Genomic DNA, 25,862 nt, shown 5'->3' with positions numbered 1-25,862 from the left:
CACAGATCGGCAAGCGACCGCTTAGTATGCGGCCGAACCCGGTTTGACGAAGCAGTCCCGTGGAGGCTCCGCATGCAGGCATGGCAAGTGCACGAGAACGGCGAGCCGAGCGAGGTGATGCGCCTCGAAGAGGTGGAGCGTCCCGAGCCCGGTGAGGGGCAGGTTCTGCTCAAGGTGCGCGCCGCCAACATCAACTTCCCGGACGCCCTGCTGTGCAAGGGGCAGTACCAGGTCACGCCGCCGCTGCCGTTCACGCCGGGCGTGGAGATCTGCGGCGAGACCGAGGACGGCCGCCGCGTCATCGCCAACCCCGTGCTGCCGCGCGGCGGACTCGCCGAGTACACGGTCGCCGACGCGAAGTCCCTGCTGCCGGCGCCCGACTCGCTGGACGACGCCGAGGTCGCCGCCCTGCACATCGGCTACCAGACCGGCTGGTTCGGCCTGCACCAGCGCGCCCACCTCCAGGCGGGCGAGACGCTGCTCGTGCACGCCGCCGCCGGTGGGGTCGGCAGCGCCGCCGTGCAGCTCGGCAAGGCCGCGGGCGCCCGCGTCATCGGCGTCGTCGGCGGCCCCGAGAAGGCGAAGGTCGCGGCCGGGCTCGGCTGCGACGTCGTGATCGACCGGCGCTCCGAGGACGTCATCGCCGCCGTGAAGGAGGCCACCGGCGGCCGCGGCGCCGACGTGATCTACGACCCGGTGGGCGGCGACGCGTACCGGCAGTCCACGAAGGTCGTCGCCTTCGAGGGCCGCATCCTCGTCATCGGCTTCGCCTCCGGCGCCATCCCGACCGCGGCGCTCAACCACGCGCTCGTGAAGAACTACTCGATCGTCGGGCTGCACTGGGGTCTGTACGCCACCAAGAACCCGAAGCTCATCCCGCACTGCCACCAGAAGCTCACCGAGCTGGCCGCGAGCGGCGCCATCAAGCCCCTCGTCAGCGAGCGCGTCGACCTGGCGGACGCCGCGGGCGCCGTGCAGCGCGTCGCCGACGGCGTCACGACGGGCCGCGTCGTGGTGGTGCCGGGCCTGAACGCCCGTCAGCAGGAAGGAGCCGGCGCATGAGCCTCGACGCCGCCCAACTGAGGGCCCGTACCCGGGAGTTCCTCGCCGCGCACCCGCCCGCGAGCACGTCCCGCGAGGACTTCCTCAGCGCCCGCTTCGACGCCGGGCTCGCCTGGGTGCACTACCCCGAGGGCCTCGGCGGGCTCGACGCGCCGCGCGCCCTGCAGGCCGTCGTCGAGGCCGAGTTGACGGCCGCGGGCGCGCCCGACAACAACCCGCGGCGCAACGGCATCGGCCTCGGCATGGCCGCCCCCACCGTCCTGCGCTACGGCACCGACGACCAGAAGCAGCGCTTCCTCAAGCCGCTCTGGGTCGGCGAGGAGATCTGGTGCCAGCTCTTCAGCGAGCCCGGCGCGGGATCCGACCTGGCCGCGCTCGGCACCCGCGCCGTCCGTGACGGTGACACCTGGGTCGTCAACGGCCAGAAGGTGTGGACGTCCAACGCGCACAACGCCCGCTTCGCGATCCTCGTCACCCGCACCGACCCGGACGTGCCCAAGCACAAGGGCATGACGTACTTCGTGTGCGACATGACCGACCCGGGTGTCGAGGTGCGGCCGCTGCGGCAGATCACCGGCGAGGCCGAGTTCAACGAGGTGTTCCTCTCCGACGTCCGCATCCCCGACGCCCACCGCCTCGGCGAGGTCGGCGACGGCTGGCGGGTCGCCCAGACCACCCTCAACAACGAGCGCGTCTCCATCGGCGGCATGCGCGTGCCGCGCGAGGGCGGGCTCGTCGGCATCGTCGCCAAGACCTGGCGCGAGCGCCCCGAGCTGCGCACCCACGACCTGCACCAGCGGCTCGTCAAGCTGTGGGTCGAGGCCGAGGTCGCCCGCCTCGCGTCCGAACGCCTGCGCCAGCAGCTCGTCGCCGGACACCCCGGGCCCGAGGGTGCGGGCATGAAGCTCGGCTTCGCCCGCCTCAACCAGGAGATCAGCGGCCTGGAGGTCGAACTCCTCGGCGAGGAGGGCCTGTTGTACGACGACTGGACCCTGCGCAGGCCCGAGATCGTCGACTTCGCGGGCCGCGAGGCCGGTTACCGGTATCTGCGCGCCAAGGGGAACAGCATCGAGGGCGGGACGAGCGAGATCCTGCTGAACATCGTCGCCGAGCGTGTCCTGGGCCTGCCGTCCGAGCCGCGCACCGACAAGGACGTCGCCTGGAAGGACCTCGCCCGATGACCGCTTCGACCGCTTCGACCGCTTCCGTGAACACCGAACCCGACCTCCTCTACTCCGAGGAGGAGGAAGCCCTCCGCTCGGCGGTCCGCGACCTGCTCACCGACCACTGCGACGCCACCTCGGTCCTCGCCCGCGTCGACACGGACGCGCCGCACGACCGCGAGCTGTGGAAGAACCTCGCCGAGACGATGGGCCTGGCCGGCCTCCTCGTCCCGGAGGACAAGGGCGGCCAGGGCGCCTCGCACCGCGAAGCGGCCGTCGTCCTGGAGGAGTTGGGTCGCGCCGTCGCCCCGGTTCCCTACCTGACCAGCGCCGTCATCGCCACGGAGGCGCTGCTCGCCTGCGCGGGCGACGAGGCGGCCACCGTCCTCGCCGTGCTCGCCTCGGGGCGTTCCATCGGCGTGCTCACCGTGCCGCTGTCGGCCACGTCCGGGCAGGACTTCAGGGACGTACGAGAAGAGGGCGGGTCGCTGAGCGGGCGCGTCACCGGCGTCGCGGACGCGGGCGCCGCCGACGTGTTCCTCGTGCCCACCGCGAGCGGCCTGTTCGCCGTCGACGCGGGCGCCGAGGGTGTCACCGTCGAGCCGCAGACCTCGCTGGACCGTACGCGCCCGCTGGCGGCCGTGACGTTCGCGGGGGCCGCCGGGCGGAAGCTGGGCGACAGTGCGGCGACGGCGGTGCGGCGCGCGCTGCGGGCCGGGGCCGGGCTGCTCGTGTCCGAGCAACTGGGGCTCGCCGACTGGCTGTTGACGGAGACGGTGCGCTACACGAAGGAGCGCAACCAGTTCAACCGGCCCGTCGGCTCCTTCCAGTCGCTCAAGCACCGCCTCGCCCAGCTGTGGCTGGAGACGGTCAACACCCGCGCCGCCGCCCGCAACGCGGCCGATGCGCTCGCCACCGGCAGCGAGGATGCGGACATCGCGGTCGCCGTCGCCCAGGCGTACGCGGCGCCCGTCGCGGTGCACGCCGCCGAGGAGGCCCTGCAGCTGCACGGCGGCATCGGCATGACGTGGGAGCACCCGATCCACCTGTACCTCAAGCGCGCCAAGGCGGACTCGATCGCGCTTGGCACGGCGGGACGGCACCGGGAGGAGCTGGCCGAACTGGTCGACCTGCGCGCTCCCTGACGGCAGTCATGGTGCGTACAACTCCACAGCCGGGTTTTACCTCTCCTTGACGAGATGACATTATTGCGACTCGTTCGCAATAACAGTAGATCTTGAATAGGGGTGGGTGACGTGGCCAGGCCGGCACGCAGCGCGATAACAGGGGCAGCGGTCACCGCACTGGCGGTGACCGCTGCGGCCTGCGCGGCGCCGAACGACGACGCCAAGGGCGGCGGCAGCGACAGCGCCGTCGTCGGCATCGCCTACGAGCCCGACAGCCTCAGCCCGCTCCTCGGCTACGGCAAGGACGGCAACTCGAAGATCTTCGACGGACTGCTCACGCACGACGCCGACATGGAGCTCAAGCCCGCGCTCGCGGCCGAGCTGCCGAAGGTCACCGACGGCGGCCGCACCTACACGTACGAGCTGCGCGACGGCGTGAAGTTCAGCGACGGCAAGCCGTTCACCTCGAAGGACGTCGTCTTCACATACGAGACCATCCTCGACAGGAAGACCAACAACGCCTCCAAGACCGAACTGGACGCGGTCAAGGACGTCGAGGCGAAGGGCGACGACACCGTCGTCTTCCACCTCAAGTACCCCTACGCGCCGTTCGCCGAGCGCACCGTCCTGCCCATCGCGCCCGAGCACGTCGCGGCCCAGCAGGACGTGAACAACGGCAGGTTCACCACCAGGCCCATCGGCACCGGCCCGTACGAGCTGGTGAAGTGGTCCAAGGGCGAGAAGCTCGTCTTCAAGGCCAACCCCGACTACTGGGGTGGCGCGCCGAAGATCAAGAACTTCACCATGGCGATCATCAAGGACGACGACGTGCGCGCCACCCGGCTGCGCTCCGGCGACCTCGACGGCGCCATCCTGCCGCCCAACCTCGCCAAGACGTACAAGGCCGACGCCGCCAAGAAGACGTACGCGGCGAAGACCTTCGACTACCGCGTCGTCACCCTGCCGACCGGCAACAAGGTGGCGGGCGACACTGCCGTCCGCCGCGCCCTCGACATCGGCGTGGACCGGGGGGCCATGGTCGACCAGATCCTGGAGGGCGCGGGCAAGGAGGCGTACGGCCCGGTGCCCACCGACAGCCTCTGGTTCACCCAGGGCACCGAGCGCGAACACGACCTCGCCAAGGCGAAGAAGCTCCTCGACGAGGCCGGCTGGAAGGCGGGCAAGGACGGGATCCGCGAGAAGGACGGCGTCCGCGCCGCCTTCCCGCTGTGGTACCTCACCGGCGACAAGCTCCGCCAGGACCACGCCCTCGCCTACGCCTCCGATGCCAAGAAGCTCGGCATCGACGTCAAGGTCGACAGCGGCACCTGGGAAGTCATCATGCCCCGCATGCCCAAGGACGCCGTCCTCGCCGGCGGCGGCGCGCCCGCCGACCCCGACTTCGACCAGTACTCGCTGCTCAAGTCCTCCCTCGCGGGCGACGGCTTCAACAACATGGCGCACTACGACAACAAGAAGGTCGACGCCGCCCTGGAGGACGCCCGCCGCACGGACGACAAGGCGAAGCGGCAGGCCGCGTACGACACCGTCCAGCGCGAGCTCGTCAAGGACCCCGGCTACACCTTCCTCACCCACATCGACCACCTCTACGTGGTCGACAAGAAGTTCGGCGACCTCTCCACGCAGATCGAGCCGCACGACCACGGGCTCGCGTCCGGGCCGTGGTGGAACGTGGAGGACTGGAAGGCATGAGCAGAAGGCTCCCCTGGGGGCCGATGGCGCGCCTGACGGGCCGGCGGATCGTGTTCGCCGTGCCCGTCCTGGCCGCCGTCACCTTCGGCGTCTTCGCGATCGCCGCGGCCTCCCCCTTCGACCCGGTCAAGGCGTACGCGGGCACCGCCGGGCTCACCGCGTCACAGGAGAACCTCGACCAGCTGCGGGTCAACCTCGGCGTCGACCAACCCCTGTTCACCCGCTGGTGGGACTGGCTGACGTCCGCGCTCACCGGCGACCTCGGCGACTCGGCCGTCATGCGGCAACCCGTCGCCCAGGTGATCGGCGAGCGGCTCGGCTGGTCGGTGCTGCTCGCCGCCACCGCGTTCCTCGTCGCGATCGTCCTCGGCACCCTGCTCGGCGTGCTCGCCGCGCGCCGCCCGGGCGGCTGGGTCGACCGGGCGATCACCTCGCTCGCGTACACGCTGGAGGCCGCGCCCCCGTTCTGGCTCGGCCTGCTCGCCGTGTGGCTGTTCGCGCTGAAACTCGGCGTGCTGCCGGCGGGCGGTCTCACCGACACCGGCTCATCGACGATCACCGCCGGGCAGGTGCTGTCCCATCTCGCGCTGCCCGCCGGCGTGCTGGCGATCTCGCAGCTGCCGTGGTTCATCCTGTACGTCCGTCAGGGCGTCGGCGACGCGCTCGACGAGGACCCCGTGCGCGGGGCCAGGGCCCGCGGACTTGCGCCGCGTACCGTCCTGTTCGGGCACGCGCTGCGCTCCGGCACGCTGCCCGTGCTCACGCTCATCGGCTCGCGGGTGCCCGAACTCATCACCGGGGCGCTGCTCGTGGAGACTGTGTTCAGCTGGCCCGGCATCGCCGCCGCGACCGTGCAGGCGGCCACGTCCGTGGACTTCCCGCTGCTCGCCGCCGTCACGGTGCTCGCGACGCTCGCCGTGCTCGCCGGGAACTGGGCCGCCGACCTCCTGTACGGCATCGCCGATCCGAGGGTGGGCTTCGATGGCTGACCAGACCGCTGAGCAGGCTCTGCAAAGGCAGTGGCGTACGCGCGGGGTGCGGCGCCGCTCCACGCGCGCGTGGCGGGTCCGTACCTCCGCGGCGCTCGTGGCTCTCGTGGTCCTCGCCGTGCTGGTCGTACCGCCGCTCACACAGCTCGACCAGCAGGCCGTCGACCTGGCCGCGAAGCTCCAACCGCCCTCCTGGGCCCACCCGTTCGGCACCGACGACGTCGGCCGCGACCTGTTGCTGCGCAGCGTGTACGGGCTGCGGGTCTCGCTGCTCGTCGGCGTGGTGGCCGCCGTCGTCGCGACCGTCATCGGCACCGCCGTCGGGGCGCTCGCGGGAGCGCTCGGCGGCTGGGTGGACCGGGGCGTGATGCGCGTGGTGGACACGTTCTCGTCGGTGCCGCACCTGCTGCTCGGCATCTTCATCGTGGCGATGTTCCGGCCGGGCGTGTGGCCGGTCGTCGTGTCCGTCGGCCTGACGCACTGGCTGTCGACGGCCCGCATCGTGCGCGCCGAGGTCCTCTCATTGCGCTCGCGCCCCTACGTGGACGCGGCGATCTCCGGCGGAGCCTCACGGTGGCGGGTGACGGCCAGACACCTCCTGCCCGGCGTCCTGCCGCAGGCGGCACTCGCCGCGGTGCTGATGGTCCCGCACGCCATCTGGCACGAATCGGCCCTGTCCTTCCTGGGGTTGGGCCTGCCCACCCACCAGGCGAGCCTCGGCACGCTCGTCCAGACGGCGCGCGGCTCGCTGCTCGCGGGCGACTGGTGGCCGACCCTCTTCCCCGGCCTGTTCATCATCGTGCCGACCCTGGCGATCGCCGGGCTCGCGGGCGCCTGGCGCGAACGCCTCAACCCCCGCCGCCGATCGGAGCTGAACCTGTGACCACGGTGCTTTCGGTGGACGACCTGTCCGTACGGTTCCGGATGCGCGGCGGCGCGTACGTACGGGCCGTCAGCGACGCCTCCTTCGACCTCAGGGCGGGGGAGTGCCTGGCCCTCGTGGGCGAGAGCGGCTGCGGCAAGTCGGTGCTCGCCTCCGCGCTGCTCGGCCTGCTGCCGCAGAACGCGGAGACGGCGGGTTCGGCGCGCCTGGGCGACCTGGACCTGATGGCGGCCGACGAGGCGACGCTCGCGCGCACGGTGCGAGGCCGCCGGATCGGCCTGGTGCCGCAGAGCCCGGCCGCGCACCTCACCCCCGTGCGCACGGTGCGCTCACAACTCGCGGAGACACTGCGCCAGTTGACGGGCGCGCCGCGCCGGGGCGCGCGCCTGCAGGCGGCCGTCCGGGAAGCGGCCGCGAGGGCCGCCTTCCCGCTGGATCACCTCGACAGGTACCCCCACGAACTCTCCGGAGGACTGGCCCAACGCGCCGCGACCGCGCTCGCCCTCGTCGGGGACGCGCCGCTGCTCCTCGCGGACGAGCCGACCACCGGCCTCGACCGCGACCTCGTCGAGCGCACGGTGGACGAACTGCGCCGCCACATCGGCACCGACCGGGCGCTGCTGCTGATCACGCACGACCTCGCGGCGGCGGAGCGGATCGCGGACCGGGTGGCGGTGATGTACGCGAGCCGTATCGTCGAACTGTCGGAGGCGCAGGCCTTCTTCGGGGCACCGGGCCCCCGTCACCCCTACGCCCGAGGCCTCCTGAACGCCCTGCCCGACCGCGCGTTCACCCCGATCCCCGGGATGCCGCCGGAACTGAGCGCGCTGGGGGAGGGCTGCGCGTTCGCACCGCGCTGCACACGCGCCGACGAGGTGTGCGCGGCGCTGCCGGGGCTCACCGACGGCGTGTCCTGCCATCACCCCGTACCGGCCCACCAGGAGGCCACCCGTGCTTGAACTGCACTCCATCACCGCGGGCTACGGCCGGCGCGCCCCCGTCATCCGTGACGTGACCCTGACCGTGCGCCCCGGCGAGAGCGTCGGGCTCCTCGGGCCCAGCGGCTGCGGCAAGTCGACGTTGGCCCGCGTCGCGGCGCTGCTGCACGCCCCGGACATGGGCCGCGTGGTCGTCGACGGCGAGGCGGCCCGCGGCTGGCGGCACCGCGCCCCGCGCGCGCAGCGCACCGCGTTCGGCGTCGTCTTCCAGCAGCCCCGCCTGTCCGCGGACCCGCGCCTGCGCCTGGCCGATCTGATCGCGGAACCCCTGCGCGCGAACGGCGCCGACCACGCGGCCCGCGTACGGGAGTTGGCCGACACGGTGGGCCTGTCCACCGACCTTCTGACCCGCCGCCCCCACGAGGTCAGCGACGGCCAGCTCCAACGCGCCTGCCTCGCCCGCGCCCTCACCCTGCGCCCCCGCTGGCTGATCTGCGACGAGATGACCGCCATGCTCGACGCGTCGACCACGGCCGCGCTGGTGGGCGTGGTGGAGGACTACCGGCGAGAGACCGGGGCGGGCCTTCTGGCGGTGGGGCACGACCGGGTGCTGCTTGAGCGGTGGTGCGGACGGACCGTGGAGTGGGGGGAGTTGGTGGGGGCGTAGGGTCGGCCTTCGAACTCCCGCCTGCGGTGCGCCCTTGTCTGATTCTGCAACTAGTTGCAGAATCGCTGTGCACCGCCCCTCAGCCAGGGGCACATCCGTGGGGGACGCCCGTCACGGGCCGTCCCGAACGCTGCCGTAGGGACCTCGCATGTCGCTGCCTCCCGGCCTCGCCCGGCCGCTGACCCTCCCCGTCGTGGGCTCCCCGATGTTCATCGCCTCGGGCCCCGAACTCGTCATCGCCCAGTGCCAGGCGGGCGTGATCGGCTCGTTCCCCGCTCTGAACGCCCGGCCCGTCTCGCTGCTGACCGACTGGCTGGACCGGATCGCCGAGGAGAACGCCGCCTATGCGGCCGCCCACCCGCAGGCCGTGGTGGCCCCGTTCGCGGTGAATCAGATCGTGCACCGGTCCAACGACCGCCTTGAGCAGGACATGGACGTCATCGTGAAGCACCAGGTGCCGATCGTGATCACGTCACTCGGCGCCCGTGCCGAGGTCAACGAGGCCGTGCACTCCTACGGCGGCATCGTCCTGCACGACGTCATCAACAACGAGTTCGCCCACAAGGCCGTCGAGAAGGGCGCCGACGGCGTCATCGCCGTGGCCGCGGGCGCCGGTGGCCACGCGGGCACCCAGTCGCCCTTCGCCCTCGTCAGCGAGATCCGACAGTGGTTCGACGGGCCCCTGCTGCTGTCGGGCGCCATCGCGCACGGCCGCTCGATCCTCGCCGCACAGGCCGCCGGCGCCGATCTCGCCTACATCGGCTCGGCGTTCCTCTCCACGGCCGAGGCCAACACCGAGGCCGCCCACAAGCAGATGATCGTCGACAGCACGGCCAAGGACATCGTGTACAGCAACCTGTTCACCGGCATCCACGGCAACTATCTGCGCGGCAGCATCGCCGCCGCCGGACTCGACCCGGACGACCTGCCCGAGTCCGACCCGACCGCCATGAACTTCGGCTCCGGCGGCACCACCAAGGCCAAGGCGTGGAAGGACATCTGGGGCTCCGGCCAGGGCATCGGACCCCTGGACCGTTCGACGACCGCCGCCGAGCTCGTCGCCACGTTCAAGGCGCAGTACGACGACGCGCTGAACGCGCTGCGCGAGCGGACCGTCCTCCATGGCCCGAGCGCCCCGCGACCGGTCTGAGCCGTCCGGCAGTGGGCGGCGCCTTGCTGAAGAAGGCCGCGCTCAGCCCACCGCCTTCTTCAGCAGGGCGCCGAGGATCTGTTCGTCGGCCGCGGTCAGCTCCTTCAGGGCGAAGGCGGCCGGCCACATCGTGCCCTCGTCGAGCGCCGCCTGGTCGCTGAAGCCGAGCGTGGCGTAGCGGGTCTTGAACTTCTCCGCGGCCTGGAAGTGGCAGACGACCTTGCCGTCCCTGGCGTACGCGGGCATGCCGTACCAGAGCCTGGGCGCGAGGTCGGGGGCGCAGGTCCTGACGAGTGCGTGGACCCGCTCGGCCAGGACGCGGTCCGCCTCCGGCATCTCGGCGATCTTCGCGAGCACGTCCTGCTCCGCGGCCGCCGCCTTCTCCGCCTTCGACGCACCGCGCCGCGCGGCCGTCTTCTTCTGCTCGCGTGCGTGCTCCTTCATCGCGGCCCGCTCCTCGGCCGTGAATCCGGCGTACTGCTCGTCGTTCGTCTTCGTGGACGGCATCGCAGGTCTCCTCTCTCTCGTGCAGGGGGCGGGTGGGTTTACTCGGTGGCGTCGACGGCCTCGGCGGCCTCGGAGGCCTCCCAGACGAAGCCGTCCGGGTCGGTGAAGGTGTCGGTGGTGCTGCCGAGAACGATGCGGTGCGAGCCGGCGCCGTCGGCGGGGACGCCGAGGAGCTTGGCGAGGCCGCGGCGCTTGTACAGCGCCAGCTTGACGGAGCCGGAGGCGCCGGCGGCGAACTCGGCGTACTTGCCGCCGAAGCCCTTGGCCAGGGTCAGGCCCCGGCCGACGTAGAACTGCCTGGTCGCCTTGACGTCCTCGACGCCGAGCAGCAGGACGATCTCGTCGATCTCGCGGGTGGCGGGGCCGGTGTGCTTCTTCGCCGAGGTGACCACCTGCCAGATCGTCCCGTCCGGGGCCTGCACGACGCCGCCGTAGCCCCACAGGGACTTCGTCGCCGGCTTCAGCACCTTGGCTCCGGCCTCCACGGCGGCGGCCACGAAGCCGTCGACGGTGGCCGGGCCCGTCACGCTGAGGGCCAGGGTGAAGCCCCGGAATCCGGTGGAGGGAGCCTCGGACTCCCTGAGCCGGATCCGGGTGTCCACGCCGAGCGCGGCGTAGAAGCGGTGGGCGGCCTCGACATCGTCCACCTCGACGGTGACGGACGCGAGGGACATACGGGCTGAGGTGTGTGCGGTGGTTTCCATGTCCTTCACGCTAGGGACTTCCCGGCGCCGGGGCTTCTCGATTCCTGACCGGTCTCGTCACCTGCTTCGCCACGCACGCGGGCATGCCCTCCACCGAGACCGCCGGACCCGCGGCGGGGGCCGCGTCCGCACCTTCGGCACGCTCGCCCGTCTCGTCCGCCGCCTGCCGCCGGAAGGCCCCCGGCGGCATGCCGACGAGCTCGGTGAAGCGGGTGGTGAACGTGCCCAGCGACGCGCAGCCGACCGTGAAGCAGATCTCGGTGACGCTGAGGTCGCCGCGCCGCAGCAGCGCTGTCGCCCGCTCGATGCGGCGTGTCATCAGGTACGAGTACGGTGACTCGCCGTATGCGGCACGGAACTGCCGGCTCAGGTGCCCGGCGGACATGTGGGCGTCGCGGGCGAGCGCCTCCACGTTCAGCGGCTGCGCGTACTCGCGGTCGATCCGGTCGCGCACGCGGCGCAGCCGCGCGAGGTCGTCCAGGCGCTGCGCCTGCACGCGGGCCCGCCGCCATTCAGGGTCACACATGAAATCCGTCCCCCCTGTCGAACCAACCGTCCACGGGCCTCAGCGCAACTCCTGGATGCGGACCAGATTCCCGGCCGGGTCCCGCAGGGCGCAGTCGCGGATGCCGTACGGCTGCTCGGTGGGCTCCTGGACGACCTCGGTGTCACCGGCCTGCACCTTCTCGAAGGTGCCGTCGAGGTCCGGTGTGGCCAGCAGGATCCAGCCGTAGGTGCCCTTGGCCATCATCTCGGTGATGACGCGGCGCTCGTCGTCCGTGATGCCGGGGTCGGCCGCGGGTGGCGCGAGCAGGATCGACGTACCCGGCTGACCGGGCGGGCCGACCGTGATCCACCGCATCTTGCCCTGCCCGACATCGGTGCGGACCTCGAAGCCGAGGACGTCGCGGTAGAAGGCGAGCGACGCGTCCGGGTCCTCGTGCGGCAATACGGTCGTGTGAATGGTGATGTCCATGGCGAGCAGGTTAGACGCGACCCGGGGGACGCGCTTCTCGATTCCTGCTCGATCCCGATACGTCCGGAACCGCCCTCGCCGCGTCGACCAGGACCTGCGCCTGCCGCCGCAGGAGGGGCCGCAGCGCCGTCCACGACTCCTCCGTCCCACCGAGGTACACGGCGCGGGCGTGCGTCAGCACGTCGCGCTCCTCCTCCGGGAGCCGGGCGAGCGCCCAGTCCGCCGCCGCGTCCTTCGACAGGATCTCGCCGGTCGCGAGGGTGGCCCAGACGCGGGCCAGCGTCAGGACCACATTGCGGGTGTCCGTCTCCAACTCGGCCAGCAGCTCCGGGATTCCGGCCGTCGTCGCGCGGCGAACGTCGGCCTCCGGAACCGGTTCGAGCAGCTCGGTGGCGGGCGGGCCGAACAGGGCGACACCGCGCTGCCGCACCATCGTGACCAGCAGTGCCAGGTCTTCGTCCACCTCGGGCGACGGCGTCTCCCCGCGCTCGTACGCGTCCCGCAGCCACTCGCCGTACTGGAACTCCCGCACCGGCGGGAACCGCCAGGGCCGCACTGCGGTGAGCTGTACGAGCGTCAGCTCCACCGGGCGCTCCTGGCCGTGCGCCGCGCCCTGTCCGGACAGCTCCATCAGCCCGCCGACGAGGCGCGCGCGTTGATCGTGGGTCGTGGCCGCGCCGGTCACGGCGAACACGTCCACATCGCTGTGCGGGCGCAGGCCGCCGGAGACCGCCGAGCCGTACAAGTACGCGGCCACCAGGTCCGGCCCGAGCGCCTCGCGCAGCGCCTCCACCACGCGTTCCTCCTGGCGCACCGCCGACTCCCTTCGCTTTCCGTCGATCCTTCACCCGCCCCGCCATCATGCACGCCCGTGACCAGTGGATCGTGGTGGCCCCGCGGTGAACCGGGAGTGCCAGTCACGCCAACTCCCGTCTCGACTCTGCCGGTTGAAGACCGCGCCCCGCATACTCACCGTGTCCCACCGGCCCACCACGGGAGGAACACATGGCCTCGACCACCCGCCGCAGAGCCCTCGGCACCCTCGCCGCCGCGCTCGCCGTCGGTGTCACCACACCCCAGCTCGCACAGGCCGCCGAGTCCGCATCCAAGCGCGGCCCCGCGCCCCTGCGGCGCGCACACGCCCACAACGACTACGAGCACCCCCGGCCCCTGTTCGACGCGCTCGACCAGCGGTTCAACAGCGTCGAGGCCGACATCTACCTCGTGAACGGCGACCTCCTCGTCGCCCACGACCCCATCGACCTCGACCCCTCGCGCACCCTGGACTCGCTCTACCTCGCCCCGCTCGCCGCCCGCGTGAAGGCCAACCACGGGTCGGTCTACCGGGGATGGCGCACCCCGCTGCAGCTCCTCGTCGACATCAAGACCGACGGCGCGGCGACGTACCAGGAACTCGACCGCCAATTGCGCCGCTACGGCCGTCTCTTCACCACGTACGACCGCGGGCGGGTGCGGGACGGAGCCGTCACGGTCGTCGTCTCCGGCGACCGGGCCGCCCGCCCGCCGATGGAGGCGCAGGCCCGGCGCAGCGCCTTCTACGACGGCCGCCTCACTGACCTCGGCAGCACGGCACCCGCCTCGCTCATCCCGCTCATCAGCGACAACTGGGCCAACAACTTCACCTGGCTGGGGAGCGGCCCCATCCCGGCCGCCGAGCGCGACAAGCTGCGCGGGATCGTCGGCGCCGCCCACGCGCGCGGCCAGCGCGTCCGCTTCTGGGCGACACCCGATGTCGCGGGGCCCGAACGCGACGCCGTCTGGACCGAATTGATCGCCGCGGACGTCGACCACCTCAACACCGACGATCTCGCGGGACTGCGGGCGTTCCTGGAGGCCCACGACAAGGGCCGTGGCCGGTGACGCCGGGTTAACACCCGTTCGGGGGACAGGTCATGCGCCGGTCGGCGCCCTCTGCTGCGTCACACTTGCGGCTGATAGCCACGGTGTTGACGTGGCGGAGGAGGTCCGGCGATGTCTCTGTCCATTTCCGTCGTGCTGTTGCTGGCCATCGTCGCGGTGATCTTCCTGCGCAACGGCGCCATGAAGTTCTCGCACGGGCTCGTCTGCTTGCTGCTCGGCTTCCTGCTCGCGGGCACCGACGCCGCGCCGACCATCCACGACGGCATCAACTCCACCGCGGGGCTGGTCAGCAGCCTCAGCCCGTGAGTCAACCGGCGGAGCGCGCCGGGCAATTGAGCCGCCCGGTCGCCCGGACCGACCGCAGCGGTTCGTCCGGGCGACCGGCCTTCTAAGCGGTCTTGGTGATTCGTCGTGAGTTTGGGTAGGCGTCCCTGGCAGAGGGGCGGCGATGTCGGTGAAGCCGCTGTGTGTGGAGCTGTCGCGGAAACAACAGTCCGAGCTGGGGCGGCGGTTGAGCACCCGGGACCTGGCAGTCGGCGAGCGGATGCGGCTGGAGTGCGTGCGGCTGTCGGCGCACGGGCGCATCGCGCCCGAGATCGCGACGATCGTGGACCGGCACGTGGCCACTGTGCGGGCGGCGCTGCACCGGTTCTTCGATGGCGGGTTCGATGCGCTGGCGGATGCGCCGCGGCCGGGTCGCACGCCGCGCTGGACGCGCGAGGCCCTCGATGCGCTGGAGGAGATGCTGGACGTCTCGGCTGCCGAGGGGCGGACGTGGACGCTGCCTGTGCTCGCGGAGTGGCTGCGCCGCGAGCGTGGTGTCGACCTGGATTCCTCGTGGCTGTCGGTGCTGTTACACCGGGACGGTTTCCGCTGGAAACGCACCCGGGACAGCCTGCGGCACAAGGCTGACCCGGCCCTTCAGGCCGCCGCCCGGGCCCGGCTGGAGGGTTTACGGCTCCCCAGCCCGAACTGCTGTGGACGGCCGTCGGCCACAAGATCGACGCGGCGATGGTGCTCGACTTCATCTGCACCGACATCACCCGTCTGCCCGGCGGGGCCGACCGGCTTGCTGATCCGCCGCCCGGTTGGAAGCGGCACCGGCCGTGCACGATCGTGCTGGACAACGCCCAGATCCACCGCGCGAAGCTCGTCACGGAACGGCGCGAGGACCTCGCGGCCATCGGGGTCCATCTGTTCTACCTCCCGCCCAGGTCACCGGAGTTGAACCACATCGAGTGCGTGTGGCGCTCGGTCAAGTACGAGGACATGCCCGTCCGCGCCTACACCAGCACCCCCGAACTGCACACAGCCGTCGACCACGCCCTGACCCGCTGCGCAGCCGCGGTGGCAACAACCACACCCCAGTCCCTCAAGACCGCTTAGGTTGACGGCATGACAGTTTCAGGCACCACGGGTACTGCCCTGGTCACCGGTGCGTCCCGCGGCCTCGGTGCCGTGATCGCCCGGCGTCTCGCGGCCGCTGGACACCCCGTCGCCGCCGTGTACCGCTCGGACGCCACGGCGGCCCGCTCGGTGGTGGCGGACATCCGGGCATCGGGCGGGACCGCGCAGGCGTTCGCCGCCGACGTGACGGACGAGACCGCGGTGACGGACCTGGTGCTGAGCGTCGCTGCCCGTCTCGGTCCCGTCACCACGCTCGTCGTCAACGCCACCGGCCCGCAACCCGCGAGGGATCCGGCCGCGGTGAGCTGGGACGACCATCTTGCCCAGCTCAGCTTCTTCGTCAAGAGCCCGACCCTGCTGATGCAGGCGGTGCTGCCGGCCATGCGGGAGCGCGGCGGCGGCCGGATCGTCCAGATCGGTTCGGACGTCACCGAGCGGCTGCTGCCCGAGATGTCGGCGTACGTCGCCGCCAAGGCGGCCCAGCACAGCCTGACCGAGTGCTGGGCCCGCGCGCTCGGCCCGCACGGGATCACGGTGAACACCGTCGCGCCGGGCTGGATCCCGGTCGAACGGCACACCGCAACCCCTGCCGGGGAGCGGGCCGCCTACACCGCCGAGGTGCCGCTGCGCCGGATGGGCAGCCCAGACGACGTCGCCGCTGCCGTGGCGTACCTCGTCTCATCCGAGGGGGCGTTCGTCACGGGCGAGCGGATCAGGGTCAACGGCGGCCATTCGCTCGGTGGTTGAGCGTCAGGAGCCCTGTACGGGCACCGGTGTGCCGTGGGCGATGGCCTTGCGCTTCGCAGAGACTTCCAGAAGGCGTACGGGACTTCCTGAGTGAGGGCGCCGAGGTCCTCGACGATGCGGGAGGGCCGTGTCGCGCCGGGGATGCCCGCGGCGCATCCGCCAGCGCATCGAACCCGCCATCGAAGAACCGGTGCAGCGCCGCCCGGCCTTCAGCCGCATCCGCTCGCCGACTGCCAGGTCCGGGTACTCAACCGCCACCCCAGCTCGGCCTATCGCTCCCGCGACAGCTCCACACACAGCGGCTTCACCGACATCACCGCCCCTCTGCCAGGGACGCCTACCCAAACTCACGACGAATCACCAAGACCGCTTAGGCAGCGCTACTTCGTGGCCGAGAACACCCCTATCCCGTTCGCGACCGCCCGCTCCGGCGGGTCGCTGGGGTGGTTGCGGACCGAGACCGAAGGCGCGCCGGGTGCGCGTGCCACGAGGGTCGACGAACCGCCGCCGTCCAGGCTGAACGCGTCGTCCGAGCCCAAGGACCGCATCGTGGCGGCGACTTCGGTCATCGACATGCCGGTGCGGTAGGCGGGGGCGCCGTCCAGGGCCAGCAGGATCAGCTCGTGGCCGTTGCGCCCGCTGCCCGCCGCCGTGCGCACCGCCGACGTCGTCGCGTCCAGGCCTGGCAGCGGCGCGCCGTCCCGCAGCACGGGGTAGCCGCCGATCGCGAAGCGGTACGGGACGGGGGAGCGCGCGGCGACGAGCCGGTGGTGGACCGCGACCGGGTCCCCCTGCGACAGCTTGCGCAGCCACTGCGCCCCGGCCTCCCTGCCGACCAGGACCGTGGAGCCGGCCGCTATGGGCCCGCTGCCGGGCGTGTCGGCCGACGACGCGACCCGCCCGCGGCGCACCGTCACCTCGTACGTGTCCGTGCTGCACGGAGCCGCCCGTTGGGTGTCCGTGCCGCAGGTGGCCCGCACCCGCGACACGCTGCCCCAGTCGGACGTGAACGCCCCCACCGAGCCGACCGGCAGCGCGTACTGGTTGAGCCCGCCCAGCGGCAGCCGGTCGTCCGGGGTGCGTATCGAGCCGTCGAGGTCCAGGGTGTCGAGGCGGGCCCGCCGGTCGACGCCGACGCCGAGGACGTCCCGGGTGGAGGTGCCCGGCGGCAGGGCCGGGCCGAAGCGCTGCCCGTTCGGCACGGCCGCCTTGAGCGTGTGCCCCGCGGCGATGGCCGGCCCGACGGAGGCGCCCGTGACCTCGACGCCCGGGTGCTGGCTCTCCGTGATGTTGAAGAAGTCCCCGTTGATCCCGCCGACGGCGCCGGCCGTGTCGGACATCGAGGAGACGGTGGCGCGGGCCCCGACCGCGCCGGGGTGCAGGAGGTCGACCCGCACGCGCGGGTCGGTCAGATCGACGGTGAGGACATGGGCGTGCGCGGTGCCCTTGGCGGCGGCGACGTCGAACTCCGTGTACGCGACGCCCGGTGCGACCCGCTCGCCCGAAGCGGCGCCGGCCGGCACCGCACCCGTCAGGGCGGCACCGGCCAGCATCGACGCGACCCCGAGGGCCGCAAGGACTCTTCTGCCTCTCTTGCCAACTCGCGTCTGCATGCGGGGAGTTCAGCAGACGTGGGGTCCCGCGTCGATGGCTAGGTACCGACCAGCCGGGAACGGATCAGGAAACGTACGCCCTCCGGCGCTTCGAGGGAGAAGCCGCTGCCGCGCCCCTCGACGACGTCGACGATGAGCCGGGTATGGCTCCACACCTCGTACTGGCTCTTGGACATCCAGAACGAGACCGGCTCCGCCACCCCCCGCACCGTGAGATCGGCGAGCAGTATGTCGGAGGCTCCCGTGCGGAACTCGCCCGCCAGGTAGCACATCGGCGCGCTGCCGTCGCAGCAGCCGCCGGACTGGTGGAACATCAGCGGACCGTGGGCCTCGTGCAGCCGCCGCACCAGCTCGGCGGCCGCGTCCGTCAGCTCCACGCGGGGTACGTCGGTCATGTCGACCAGTCAAAGGGAAGGGACGTTGCGACCACGTTGCACGCGCGACGCGGGCCCCGGCATAAGCTCCGCACATGGAACAGAGGGAGATCATTCTGCGGGCCATCGGCGTGCTCACCGAGACGCACGAGATGGTGCGCAGGCTCAGCGACGGCGAGGCACTCGACACCGACCTGACGCAACTGGGGCGCCTCGTGTCGGAGGTGTTCCCGACCATCGAGATCCCGTCGGGGGCCAGCGCGGAGGAGGCGGCCGAACTGGCCATCGCCGCGCTGATGCCGGCGAGCGTGTCGCTCGTGGAGGCGTTCGCGTTCCTCTTCACGCAGCTCGCCAAGATCCACGACGAGGGCCGCATCGACGTCAACTCCAGCGAGCTGCTGCAGGAGATCGCGCTGCGGATGTCCGACCCGGGGGACGCGGAGGTGGAGGAGGAGTGAGGGGGAGAGGAGGCGCCCGCACGCGTGCGGGCACCTGAACCTGCTGGTCCTGCACCACCGTCTTGTCCAGCACTGCCGTCTTGTCCGGCACTGCTGTCCGGAAGCTACTTGTTCGGTCCCCGGAAGCGTCCGAACGCCTTGCCGAGCGTGCCGAACGGCGAGGCGTCCTTGGCGTCCGGGTCCGCCGGCGCGTGCGCCGCGCCGTCGCCGCGCGGCGCCTCGGCGAGGGCCGCGCGCGCCGCTTCGGCCGCCTCGCGGTAGCTGTCCCGGGATTTGGTCATGGCGTCGAGGGCCTCGGCGTACTTCGTGACCATGTCCTGCGCGTGCGTCAGCTCCTCGTCGGGCGTGAGCAGATGCCAGCCGTCGCGCAGGCGCGTGAGGGCCTGCGCCGCCTCGTCGGTCAGCGGCCGCGGGAACGCGGTGAACTCCCGGATCCGGTCGACCAGTTCGGTCGGCTCGCTGCCGTCGAGGAACACGCTGCGCACGGTGAAACGGTCCGCCACATAGTCGGGATGCGGCGGCGTGGTCGGCAGCACGACGCCGCCGCCGCGCGGCATCCCGGCCTTGAAGTCCTTGCGCAGACCGAAGTCCACGACCTGCGCCTGGTCCGGCGTCGCCCGGTGCTCGATCACCCGGTGCTGCAGGCCCGGCGGCAGATGCCGCGTGATCGACCGCTGCCCGGCCGCGTCCGGCGTCATCGCCTCGTGGATGACGACATGCACGTACCAGCTGGAGCGTGAGCAGTCCTTGAGGAGGCGGCGCAGCGCGTCGTCGTCCTTGGGGAGGTGGTTCGGCTCCCGCAGGCGCAGCCCCGCCACCGTGTCGTGGTCCCACGGCACCCGCTCGCTGTCCGGCCAGAACATCGGCGCGGGCGACGGCCAGGACAGCTCCCAGGCCCGCTCGGCCTCCGCCGCGAGGACCCAGGTGACGCCCGCGGAGTCCCTCGCGCGGGTGTCGGGGTCGTACGTCGTCAGCTGGCCGCGCACGGTGACGTTCTCGGCCACGCGCCAGCGCGCCTCGAACACCCGGCGGGCGCCGGGTCCTGGCCCGGCCTCCTCCGCGCGCGGGTGCAGCACGGTGGAACGCGCCGCGTCCTCGGGGTCGAGGTCGACGAAGTCGTCGAGCACACCCGCCGCCTTGAGGGCGATCAGGTTGCGCCGGACGTCGCGCTCGGGGTCGGGCCCGAGGTGGCGTCCGCGTCCTAGCCACACGGTGTCGGGGACGGGGGTCGGGGTTGAGTTCTTCTTCGCCATGGAGTCGTTCTGTGAGTGATCGGGGCGCGACCAGTATGGGGTCCGTGGGCACGCGGAGGCCAGGGCAGGGTGGGCCGGTGTCTGGATTGTCGCGCGTACGTGCCCGATTCGCCCCTCGTGCCCCCCGGCGTGGCGCGTCCGATCCCGTACGCTCGCCGAATGGCCAGGTACTACGACGTGCACCCAGCAAACCCGCAAGCGCGCCTCATCTCCGCGATCGCCGACAGCATCCGTGACAGCGCGCTCGTCGCCTATCCCACGGACTCCTGCTACGCGCTCGGCTGCCGGCTCGGCAACCGGGCCGGCGTCGACCGGATCCGCACCATCCGGCAGCTCGACGACCGACACCACTTCACACTGGTCTGCCAGGACTTCGCCCAGCTCGGCAGGTTCGTCCAGATCGACAACGACGTGTTCCGCGCCATCAAGGCCGCCACGCCCGGCAGTTACACCTTCATCCTGCCCGCGACGCGCGAGGTGCCGCGGCAGCTGCAACACCCGAAGAAGAAGACCGTGGGCGTGCGCATCCCGGACCACGTGGTGACGCAGGCCCTGCTCGCCGAGCTCGGCGAGCCGCTGCTGTCCAGCACGCTGCTGCTGCCCGGCGAGGAGGAGCCGCTCACCCAGGGCTGGGAGATCAAGGAGCGCCTCGACCACTCGGTGGACGCCGTGGTCGACTCCGGCGACTGCGGCACCGAGCCCACCACGGTCATCGACTTCTCCGGCGGAGAGGTCGAGATCGTACGGCGCGGAGCGGGGGATCCCGAGCGCTTCGAGTGACCCCGCCCGGGAGACACCCCTGCCCAGAAAAATGTCGCACTGATACGAGTCAGTGCGACATTTTTCTGGGCAGGGGTGTCTCACACAGGCGTCGTCGTGCCCAGGTAGCGGATGTGCGGACGGGCGCCGGGCAGAGTGACCTCGGCGCGCACCCCGTACACATCGGCGATCAGTTCCTCGGTCAGTACGTCGCCCGGCTCCCCGGCCGCCACCACCCGGCCCTGGCGCAGCACGACGACCCGCGCGCAGTAGGTGGCGGCGAGGTTCAGGTCGTGCAGGGCGACGACGGACGTGATGCCCAGCGTGCCGATCAGGTCGAGGAGTTCGAGCTGGTGCTGGATGTCGAGGTGGTTGGTCGGCTCGTCGAGCAGCAGCTCGCGCGGCTCCTGCGCGAGCGCCCGCGCGATCTGTACGCGCTGGCGCTCGCCGCCGGACAGCGTGTGCCACAGGCGGTGCGCCCGGTCGGCGAGTCCGCTGCGCTCCAGGGCGTCGCGCACCGCCGCCTCGTCCGCCGCCGACGCGGGCTGCCAGGCGCGGCGGTGCGGGACCCGGCCGAGCCGTACGACGTCGGCGACGGTCAACTCGACCTGGGCGTCGGACTGTTGCTGCACCATCGCGATGCGCCGGGCGGCCTGCTTGCGGCCCACCGAGGCGAGCGGGTCACCGTCGAGTGTGACGACACCGCTGTCCGCGGCGAGCACCCCGGCGAGCAGGCGCAGCAGGGTCGACTTGCCCGAGCCGTTGGGGCCGAGCACGCCGGTGACGGTGCCGGGCTCCGGCGCCACGGACACCCCGTCGAGGACCAGCGCGCCGCCCGGCGACCACGACACGCGCTCCGCGCGCAGCCCCGCCGTCACCGCACACCCCGCTGCCGGTAGAGCACCAGCACGAACGCCGGCACACCGATCAGCGATGTCACCACACCCACCGGAACCTCCTGCGGTTCGAGCACCGTCCGCGCCACCGTGTCCACCCACACCAGGAACACCGCCCCGGCCAGCGCCGTCACCGGAAGCAGCCGGGTGTGCCCCGGACCCACCAGGGCGCGCGCCGCGTGCGGCAGCACCAGCCCGACGAAGCCGATCGCGCCCGCCGCGCTGACCAGGGCCGCCGTCAGCAGCGCCGTCACGCACAGCAGCACGATCCGGGTGCGGGCCACCCGGACGCCGAGTGCGGCCGCCGCCTCCGCGCCGAAGGCGAACGCGTCGAGGGTGCGCCCGTACGCCAGGCACACCACGAGTGTGACGGCGAGCACGGCCAGGCACAGCCACACCTCGGTCCAGCCGACCCCGCTGAGCGAGCCGAGCAGCCAGAACAGCACGCCGCGCGTCGTCTCCGCGTCGGCGGAGGTCAGCACGACGAACGAGGTCAGCGCCGAGAACAGCTGCATCGCCGCGACCCCGCACAGCACCACCCGGTCCGTGCTGCCGCCCAGCATGTGACTGAGCACCAGCACCAGGGCGAACGAACAGACCGCGCCGACGAACGCGCCGCCGGACACCGAGACGGCGCCTCCGCCGAGGCCGAGCACGACGACGAGGACGGCCCCGGTCGACGCCCCCGAGGAGACGCCGAGCACGAACGGGTCGGCGAGCGGATTGCGCAGCAGCGCCTGGAGCACCGTGCCGCACACCGCGAGTCCCGCCCCGCACACCGCCGCGAGCAGCGTCCGCGGCAGCCGCAGATTCCATACGATGCCGTCCCGGATCGGCGAGAGATCCGAGGTCGCCAGGCCCACCCGGTCGCCGACCGCCGCCCATACGTCGCCGACCCGGATCTGCGCGGGACCGATGGTGATGGCGAAAGCCACGGAGGCGCACAGCGCGGCGATGCCGGCCGCCCAGGCGAGCGCGGCGCGAAGGGTGATCCGGGGGGAGGCCTGCGGGGGCGCGGTCGTCCCGGTGCGAGCCGCGACCGTACGAGCCGCAGCTGTGCGAGCCGTCACCGCGCGAGGCCGAACTCGCGCAGCCCCGCGGCCACCCGCTCCACGCCGTCGACCGTCCGGATGGTCGGGTTCATGGCCTGCCCGCTCAGGCGCACGTACCGCTTCTTCTTCACGGCGGTCATGTGCTTGGTGACGGGGTTGGACTCCAGGAACCTGATCTTCTGCGCGGCCGACTCCGCGGACTGCGAGCGGCGCGTCAGATCGCCGATGACCAGCACGTCCGGGTCACGGTCGGCGACCGTCTCCCAGTTGACCTGCGGCCACTCCGCGCGCGTGTCGTCGAAGACGTTGCGTGCCCCGAGCTCCTTGGTGACGACGCCGGGGGCGCCGCAACAGCCCGCCATGTAGGGCGAGTCGGAGTTGGCGAACCAGTACAGGACGTCCACGCCGTGCGCGTCGATGCCCGACGTGGCCGTGCTTACGCGGGACTTGAGCTTGTCGATCAGCTTCTCGCCGCGCTTCTCCACGTCGAAGACGCGCGCGAGATCGCGGATCTCGCCGTACACGACGTCGAGCCCCAGCGCCTTGGTCCGCACCCCGTCCCCGTCGCCGCCGTTGTCCTTGCCCGCGCAGTCGCTGGGGGAGAGGTACGTGGGCACGCCGAGCTTCTCGAACTCCGCGCGCGGCGCCACACCGCCCTTCCCGAGGGTGTACGTGAACGAGGCCGCGGCGAAGTCCGGTTCGGTGCCGAGGACCTTCTCGAACGAGGGATAGCGGTCGGCCAGGCGCGGCACCTTCGCGTTGGCCTTCGCCAGGTCCTTGGGGACCGGGTTGGTCCAGGTGCCGGTGCCGACCATCCGGTCCTCCAGGCCGAGCGAGAGCATGATCTCGGCGGAGCCCTGGTCGAGGGCGACGGCCCGGCGCGGGGTGTGCTCGACCCGCACCTTCTCGCCGCAGTTGTCGAGCGTGACACCGCCGCCGCTCGCGGCATCGTCCTGGGTGGCGGCGGTCGTGCCGCACCCGGTGAGCAGCAGGGCGCCCGCCAACAGCGGGGCGCATCGGCGGAGTTGACGTGCGAACAGCACGGGAGTTCCTTCGCGTCCAGGGCTCATACGCGGAGCCGGCCTACGGTCCGCCCCCACGCCACGCGGCGCTGGAGGCCGCCAGCAGGTCTTCGGACTCGGGGTCGTCCGCGCGGAGCGCCTTCCCAGACCGATGTGCCGGCCCAGTGGCAGTGGCTCCGCCCGTCACCCTCACCGCTGCGCGTCAGTTCCGGGTTCGCACCGGATTCCCTGACCCGTGTGCGTAGAAAAACACACAAAGGTACGACTGGCTCGGCGAAACTATCACGCTGGGCGTCCGCTAGGCGGGGGGCGGTGTGAAGACCGCCTCCAGCTGGGGCCGGGTCCCGTCCCGGTGGTGGTCCATGAGGGAGACGAGGCGTTCGTGGTCCCGGACGCGGAGCGCCTCGACCATCTCCGCGTGCTCGTCGACGATCCGCTTCTGCGATATCGGGTCGTGCAGGAGGTAGGCCCGGTAACCGTCGCTCAGCTGCCAGACGCGGCGCAGCTCGGCGACGACGAGGTCCAGGCCCGACGCGGTGAACATGCGGAAGTGGAAATCGGAGTTGAGGCGGGCCATGGCGGTCAGGTCGCCGCGGGCCGAGGCCTCCGCGATCTGCTCGTTCACGGCGGAGAGCCGCTGGAGTGCGGGGGTCGGGAAGGGCGGCAGCCGGCGCAGCACCTCCGCCTCCAGGACCCGCCGCATCAGATAGGTCTGCTCGAACTCGGCCGCCGTCAGCACCTTCACCCGGTACCCGACGTTGCGGACGTGGTCGAGGACGCCCTCGCTGGCCAGCACCCGCAACGCCTCGCGGACCGGGGCGCGACTGACCCCGAGACGCGCGGCCAGGGCCTCCTGCCGCACCGGGCTGCCCGGTGTCAGATCGCGCGCGAACAGCATCGCCCGCAGCTCCTCCACCACCTGGGCCACCGCACCGGACACCGCGTCAAGACGCTCCGCCCCCGTCTGAGCCGTCACTGTTGCCTGCCTTCCCGCCGAGGGTTGTCGACTCTAACTCCCCTGAACGCGCAGGGGCATTGACATGATGCCGCACCGTGAGTCAGATTGCATCCAATCTCGCTCGGACGGATGTCCAGTTCAGTGGTGAACGTCCCTAAATGAAACCTGTTGATGGCCTCAACGCATGCCATCAGCGGCCGATTTCAGAGGAGGACTCGGCGATGACGCCGAAGGAACCGGCAGAATCGGTAGACAATTCCGAAGGCGCGGCGACGGCCGCAGCGGCGGCTGAGAGCGGCGGCGGATCGCCTGCGGGCCGGCCGCTCGACGGCGTCCGCGTCGTCGACATCACCTCGACGCTCATGGGCCCGTACTGCACCCTGCTGCTCGCCCAGTGGGGCGCCGACGTCATCAAGGTCGAGCCGCCCGCCGGCGACGTCGTCCGCTACATCGGCGACACCCGGGCCAACGGCATGGGCCCCGCCTTCCTCAACACCAACCGCGGCAAGCGCAGCGTCGCCCTCGACCTCAAGGCGCCCGGCGCGGCGCCCGTCCTCGCCGCCCTCGTGGACTCGGCCGACGTCCTCGTGCACAACCTCCGCCCCGCCGCCGCCCGCCGCCTCGGACTCACGGCCGAGTCCGCCCTGGAGCGCAACCCGCGCCTCGTCCACTGCGCGTTCCGCGGTTTCGCCGCCGGCGGGCCCGACTCCGACCGGCCCGCCTACGACGACGTCATCCAGGCCGCCGGAGGCGTCGCCGCGCTCCAGGGCGGCGACGGCGGAGCGGAGTACGTGCGGCAGGCCGCGGCCGACAAGACGGTCGGCATCTACGGGGCCGCGGCGGTGCTCGCCGCGCTGCACGGCCGCCAGGTCACCGGCCGGGGCCGCGCCGTCGAGGTCCCGATGCTGGAGACGATGGCCTCGTTCACCCTGCTCGAACAGCAGGGCGGCCGCGTCTTCGACCCGCCTACGGGCCCCACCGGTTACGCCCGTACCAGCTCCCCGCACCGCCGCCCGTGCCGCACCAAGGACGGCCACCTCGCCGTCATGATCTACACCGACGCCCAGTGGCGTGCCTTCTTCACCGCGATCGGTCGCCCCGCGCTCGCCGACGACCCGCGCTTTCGCACCATCACGGAGCGCACCGAGCACATCGACACCCTCTACTCGATGGTCAACGCCGAACTCTTGCTGCGGACCACGGCCGAGTGGCAGGCCGAGTTCGACGCCCGCGACATACCCGCGACCCGCGTCAACACCCTCGACGACCTCTTCACCGACCCGCACCTGAGCGCCACCGGCTTCTTCGAGCGCACCGAACACCCCACCGAGGGACCGCTGTTGCTCGGCCGGCCACCGGTCCGGATGACCGAACCCGCCGCCGGCGCTTCCCCGTGCGAGGACGAGGGCCCGCTGCGCCCCGCCCCGCACCTCGGCGAGCACACCCGCGAGGTCCTGACCGAGCTCGGCCTGCCCGGCACGGAGGCCGCCGCCCTCTTCGACACCGGTGTGGCCCGCGAGCCGACCGCCGCGACCGCCGCCTGAGAACAGCACCCCGACAGGC

Annotated in this window: 28 protein-coding genes, 1 pseudogene and 1 riboswitch; of the genes and pseudogenes, 17 read left to right on the top strand and 12 right to left on the bottom strand. The window is 72.0% G+C overall.

The window, feature by feature from the left end:
• Positions 1 to 72 precede the first annotated feature (72 nt).
• The 9 genes from OKJ99_RS13565 to OKJ99_RS13525 all read left to right on the top strand — a co-directional run bounded on the left by OKJ99_RS13565 (position 73) and on the right by OKJ99_RS13525 (position 9,692).
• Positions 73 to 1,062 carry an NADPH:quinone oxidoreductase family protein gene (locus OKJ99_RS13565; protein ID WP_326016319.1) on the top strand — a complete coding sequence of 330 codons (990 nt, stop codon included), beginning with the start codon at positions 73 to 75 and terminating at the stop codon, positions 1,060 to 1,062.
• Positions 1,059 to 2,243, top strand: a complete 1,185-nt coding sequence (locus OKJ99_RS13560) for an acyl-CoA dehydrogenase family protein (protein ID WP_326016318.1) — start codon at positions 1,059 to 1,061, stop codon at positions 2,241 to 2,243. Before OKJ99_RS13565 ends, OKJ99_RS13560 begins: the two co-directional genes overlap by 4 nt.
• Positions 2,240 to 3,370: an acyl-CoA dehydrogenase family protein gene (locus tag OKJ99_RS13555; protein WP_326016317.1), complete on the top strand. Its 1,131-nt coding sequence runs from the start codon at positions 2,240 to 2,242 to the stop codon at positions 3,368 to 3,370. The genes OKJ99_RS13560 and OKJ99_RS13555 overlap by 4 nt, the downstream gene beginning before the upstream one ends.
• A 102-nt stretch (positions 3,371 to 3,472) precedes the next feature.
• Entirely contained in the window at positions 3,473 to 5,065 is a 1,593-nt protein-coding gene (locus OKJ99_RS13550; RefSeq protein WP_407700688.1) for an ABC transporter substrate-binding protein, read from the top strand.
• Positions 5,062 to 6,054, top strand: a complete 993-nt coding sequence (locus OKJ99_RS13545; RefSeq protein WP_326016315.1) for an ABC transporter permease — start codon at positions 5,062 to 5,064, stop codon at positions 6,052 to 6,054. The genes OKJ99_RS13550 and OKJ99_RS13545 overlap by 4 nt, the downstream gene beginning before the upstream one ends.
• Positions 6,047 to 6,937 carry an ABC transporter permease gene (locus tag OKJ99_RS13540; protein ID WP_326016314.1) on the top strand — a complete coding sequence of 297 codons (891 nt, stop codon included), beginning with the start codon at positions 6,047 to 6,049 and terminating at the stop codon, positions 6,935 to 6,937. Before OKJ99_RS13545 ends, OKJ99_RS13540 begins: the two co-directional genes overlap by 8 nt.
• Before the next feature lie 41 nt (positions 6,938 to 6,978).
• Positions 6,979 to 7,896 carry an ABC transporter ATP-binding protein gene (locus OKJ99_RS13535; protein ID WP_326016361.1) on the top strand — a complete coding sequence of 306 codons (918 nt, stop codon included), beginning with the start codon at positions 6,979 to 6,981 and terminating at the stop codon, positions 7,894 to 7,896.
• A complete protein-coding gene (locus tag OKJ99_RS13530; protein WP_326016313.1) occupies positions 7,889 to 8,542 on the top strand; it encodes an ABC transporter ATP-binding protein in 654 nt (217 codons plus the stop codon). The genes OKJ99_RS13535 and OKJ99_RS13530 overlap by 8 nt, the downstream gene beginning before the upstream one ends.
• A gap of 148 nt (positions 8,543 to 8,690) precedes the next feature.
• The gene (locus OKJ99_RS13525) at positions 8,691 to 9,692 is read left to right on the top strand and encodes an NAD(P)H-dependent flavin oxidoreductase (protein WP_326016312.1); all 1,002 of its coding nucleotides are present in this window, start codon (positions 8,691 to 8,693) and stop codon (positions 9,690 to 9,692) included.
• Between the two features lie 42 nt (positions 9,693 to 9,734).
• On the opposite strand, the gene OKJ99_RS13520 is transcribed toward OKJ99_RS13525, so the two are convergent.
• Genes OKJ99_RS13520 through OKJ99_RS13500 form a run of 5 tightly spaced genes read right to left on the bottom strand, consistent with a single transcriptional unit; the run spans position 9,735 to position 12,693 of the window.
• On the bottom strand, positions 9,735 to 10,199 hold the full coding sequence (locus tag OKJ99_RS13520) for an iron chaperone (RefSeq protein WP_326016311.1): 465 nt from the start codon (positions 10,197 to 10,199) through the stop codon (positions 9,735 to 9,737).
• A 38-nt stretch (positions 10,200 to 10,237) separates the two neighbouring features.
• On the bottom strand, positions 10,238 to 10,903 hold the full coding sequence (locus tag OKJ99_RS13515) for a glyoxalase (RefSeq protein WP_326016310.1): 666 nt from the start codon (positions 10,901 to 10,903) through the stop codon (positions 10,238 to 10,240).
• Between the two features lie 10 nt (positions 10,904 to 10,913).
• Positions 10,914 to 11,429, bottom strand: coding sequence for a helix-turn-helix transcriptional regulator (locus tag OKJ99_RS13510; protein WP_326016309.1), 516 nt, complete (start codon positions 11,427 to 11,429; stop codon positions 10,914 to 10,916).
• A 39-nt stretch (positions 11,430 to 11,468) separates the two neighbouring features.
• Positions 11,469 to 11,879, bottom strand: a complete 411-nt coding sequence (locus tag OKJ99_RS13505; RefSeq protein ID WP_326016308.1) for a VOC family protein — start codon at positions 11,877 to 11,879, stop codon at positions 11,469 to 11,471.
• 10 nt (positions 11,880 to 11,889) lie between these two features.
• A complete protein-coding gene (locus OKJ99_RS13500) occupies positions 11,890 to 12,693 on the bottom strand; it encodes an aminoglycoside adenylyltransferase family protein (RefSeq protein ID WP_326016307.1) in 804 nt (267 codons plus the stop codon).
• 191 nt (positions 12,694 to 12,884) lie between these two features.
• On the opposite strand from OKJ99_RS13500, the gene OKJ99_RS13495 reads away from it, so the two are divergent.
• The 5 genes and pseudogenes from OKJ99_RS13495 to OKJ99_RS13480 all read left to right on the top strand — a co-directional run bounded on the left by OKJ99_RS13495 (position 12,885) and on the right by OKJ99_RS13480 (position 15,914).
• On the top strand, positions 12,885 to 13,760 hold the full coding sequence (locus OKJ99_RS13495; RefSeq protein WP_326016306.1) for a phosphatidylinositol-specific phospholipase C/glycerophosphodiester phosphodiesterase family protein: 876 nt from the start codon (positions 12,885 to 12,887) through the stop codon (positions 13,758 to 13,760).
• Positions 13,761 to 13,871: 111 nt separating this feature from the next.
• On the top strand, positions 13,872 to 14,066 hold the full coding sequence (locus tag OKJ99_RS13490; RefSeq protein ID WP_326016305.1) for a hypothetical protein: 195 nt from the start codon (positions 13,872 to 13,874) through the stop codon (positions 14,064 to 14,066).
• A gap of 142 nt (positions 14,067 to 14,208) precedes the next feature.
• Positions 14,209 to 14,679, top strand: a pseudogene (locus OKJ99_RS43750) (helix-turn-helix domain-containing protein); the annotation flags it as partial.
• Positions 14,680 to 14,771: 92 nt separating this feature from the next.
• A complete protein-coding gene (locus tag OKJ99_RS13485; protein ID WP_407700687.1) occupies positions 14,772 to 15,146 on the top strand; it encodes a transposase in 375 nt (124 codons plus the stop codon).
• Positions 15,147 to 15,155: 9 nt separating this feature from the next.
• Entirely contained in the window at positions 15,156 to 15,914 is a 759-nt protein-coding gene (locus OKJ99_RS13480) for an SDR family NAD(P)-dependent oxidoreductase (protein WP_326016304.1), read from the top strand.
• Positions 15,915 to 16,294: 380 nt separating this feature from the next.
• Here OKJ99_RS13480 and OKJ99_RS13470 read toward each other — a convergent pair whose 3' ends face one another.
• Together OKJ99_RS13470 and OKJ99_RS13465 are read right to left on the bottom strand one after the other, a co-directional pair.
• Entirely contained in the window at positions 16,295 to 17,527 is a 1,233-nt protein-coding gene (locus OKJ99_RS13470; RefSeq protein ID WP_407700686.1) for a phosphodiester glycosidase family protein, read from the bottom strand.
• A gap of 38 nt (positions 17,528 to 17,565) precedes the next feature.
• On the bottom strand, positions 17,566 to 17,922 hold the full coding sequence (locus OKJ99_RS13465) for a DUF779 domain-containing protein (RefSeq protein WP_326016303.1): 357 nt from the start codon (positions 17,920 to 17,922) through the stop codon (positions 17,566 to 17,568).
• Between the two features lie 74 nt (positions 17,923 to 17,996).
• Here OKJ99_RS13465 and OKJ99_RS13460 point away from each other — a divergent pair, with 74 nt between their 5' ends.
• On the top strand, positions 17,997 to 18,359 hold the full coding sequence (locus OKJ99_RS13460; RefSeq protein WP_326016302.1) for a hypothetical protein: 363 nt from the start codon (positions 17,997 to 17,999) through the stop codon (positions 18,357 to 18,359).
• 104 nt (positions 18,360 to 18,463) lie between these two features.
• Here the strand turns inward: OKJ99_RS13460 and OKJ99_RS13455 are convergent, their stop codons facing one another.
• Positions 18,464 to 19,612, bottom strand: coding sequence for a hypothetical protein (locus OKJ99_RS13455; protein WP_326016301.1), 1,149 nt, complete (start codon positions 19,610 to 19,612; stop codon positions 18,464 to 18,466).
• A gap of 159 nt (positions 19,613 to 19,771) precedes the next feature.
• Here OKJ99_RS13455 and OKJ99_RS13450 point away from each other — a divergent pair, with 159 nt between their 5' ends.
• Positions 19,772 to 20,392 carry an L-threonylcarbamoyladenylate synthase gene (locus OKJ99_RS13450; protein WP_326016300.1) on the top strand — a complete coding sequence of 207 codons (621 nt, stop codon included), beginning with the start codon at positions 19,772 to 19,774 and terminating at the stop codon, positions 20,390 to 20,392.
• Positions 20,393 to 20,472: 80 nt separating this feature from the next.
• Here the strand turns inward: OKJ99_RS13450 and OKJ99_RS13445 are convergent, their stop codons facing one another.
• The 4 genes from OKJ99_RS13445 to OKJ99_RS13430 all read right to left on the bottom strand — a co-directional run bounded on the left by OKJ99_RS13445 (position 20,473) and on the right by OKJ99_RS13430 (position 24,317).
• Positions 20,473 to 21,249, bottom strand: coding sequence for an ABC transporter ATP-binding protein (locus OKJ99_RS13445; RefSeq protein WP_326016299.1), 777 nt, complete (start codon positions 21,247 to 21,249; stop codon positions 20,473 to 20,475).
• On the bottom strand, positions 21,246 to 22,337 hold the full coding sequence (locus tag OKJ99_RS13440) for a FecCD family ABC transporter permease (RefSeq protein ID WP_407700685.1): 1,092 nt from the start codon (positions 22,335 to 22,337) through the stop codon (positions 21,246 to 21,248). The genes OKJ99_RS13445 and OKJ99_RS13440 overlap by 4 nt, the downstream gene beginning before the upstream one ends.
• The gene (locus OKJ99_RS13435; RefSeq protein WP_326016298.1) at positions 22,334 to 23,389 is read right to left on the bottom strand and encodes an ABC transporter substrate-binding protein; all 1,056 of its coding nucleotides are present in this window, start codon (positions 23,387 to 23,389) and stop codon (positions 22,334 to 22,336) included. The genes OKJ99_RS13440 and OKJ99_RS13435 overlap by 4 nt, the downstream gene beginning before the upstream one ends.
• A 54-nt stretch (positions 23,390 to 23,443) precedes the next feature.
• Positions 23,444 to 23,596: riboswitch (cobalamin riboswitch) on the bottom strand.
• A 43-nt stretch (positions 23,597 to 23,639) separates the two neighbouring features.
• Positions 23,640 to 24,317, bottom strand: coding sequence for a GntR family transcriptional regulator (locus OKJ99_RS13430; RefSeq protein ID WP_326016297.1), 678 nt, complete (start codon positions 24,315 to 24,317; stop codon positions 23,640 to 23,642).
• A gap of 203 nt (positions 24,318 to 24,520) precedes the next feature.
• Between OKJ99_RS13430 and OKJ99_RS13425 the strand changes: the two genes are divergently transcribed.
• The gene (locus OKJ99_RS13425; protein WP_326016296.1) at positions 24,521 to 25,843 is read left to right on the top strand and encodes a CaiB/BaiF CoA transferase family protein; all 1,323 of its coding nucleotides are present in this window, start codon (positions 24,521 to 24,523) and stop codon (positions 25,841 to 25,843) included.
• The last annotated feature ends 19 nt before the right edge of the window (positions 25,844 to 25,862 follow it).

It is taken from the genome of Streptomyces endophyticus (genome assembly GCF_035798155.1).
GTDB classification, from domain to species: domain Bacteria; phylum Actinomycetota; class Actinomycetes; order Streptomycetales; family Streptomycetaceae; genus Streptomyces; species Streptomyces endophyticus.
This window is presented reverse-complemented; position numbering and strand designations above follow the sequence as displayed.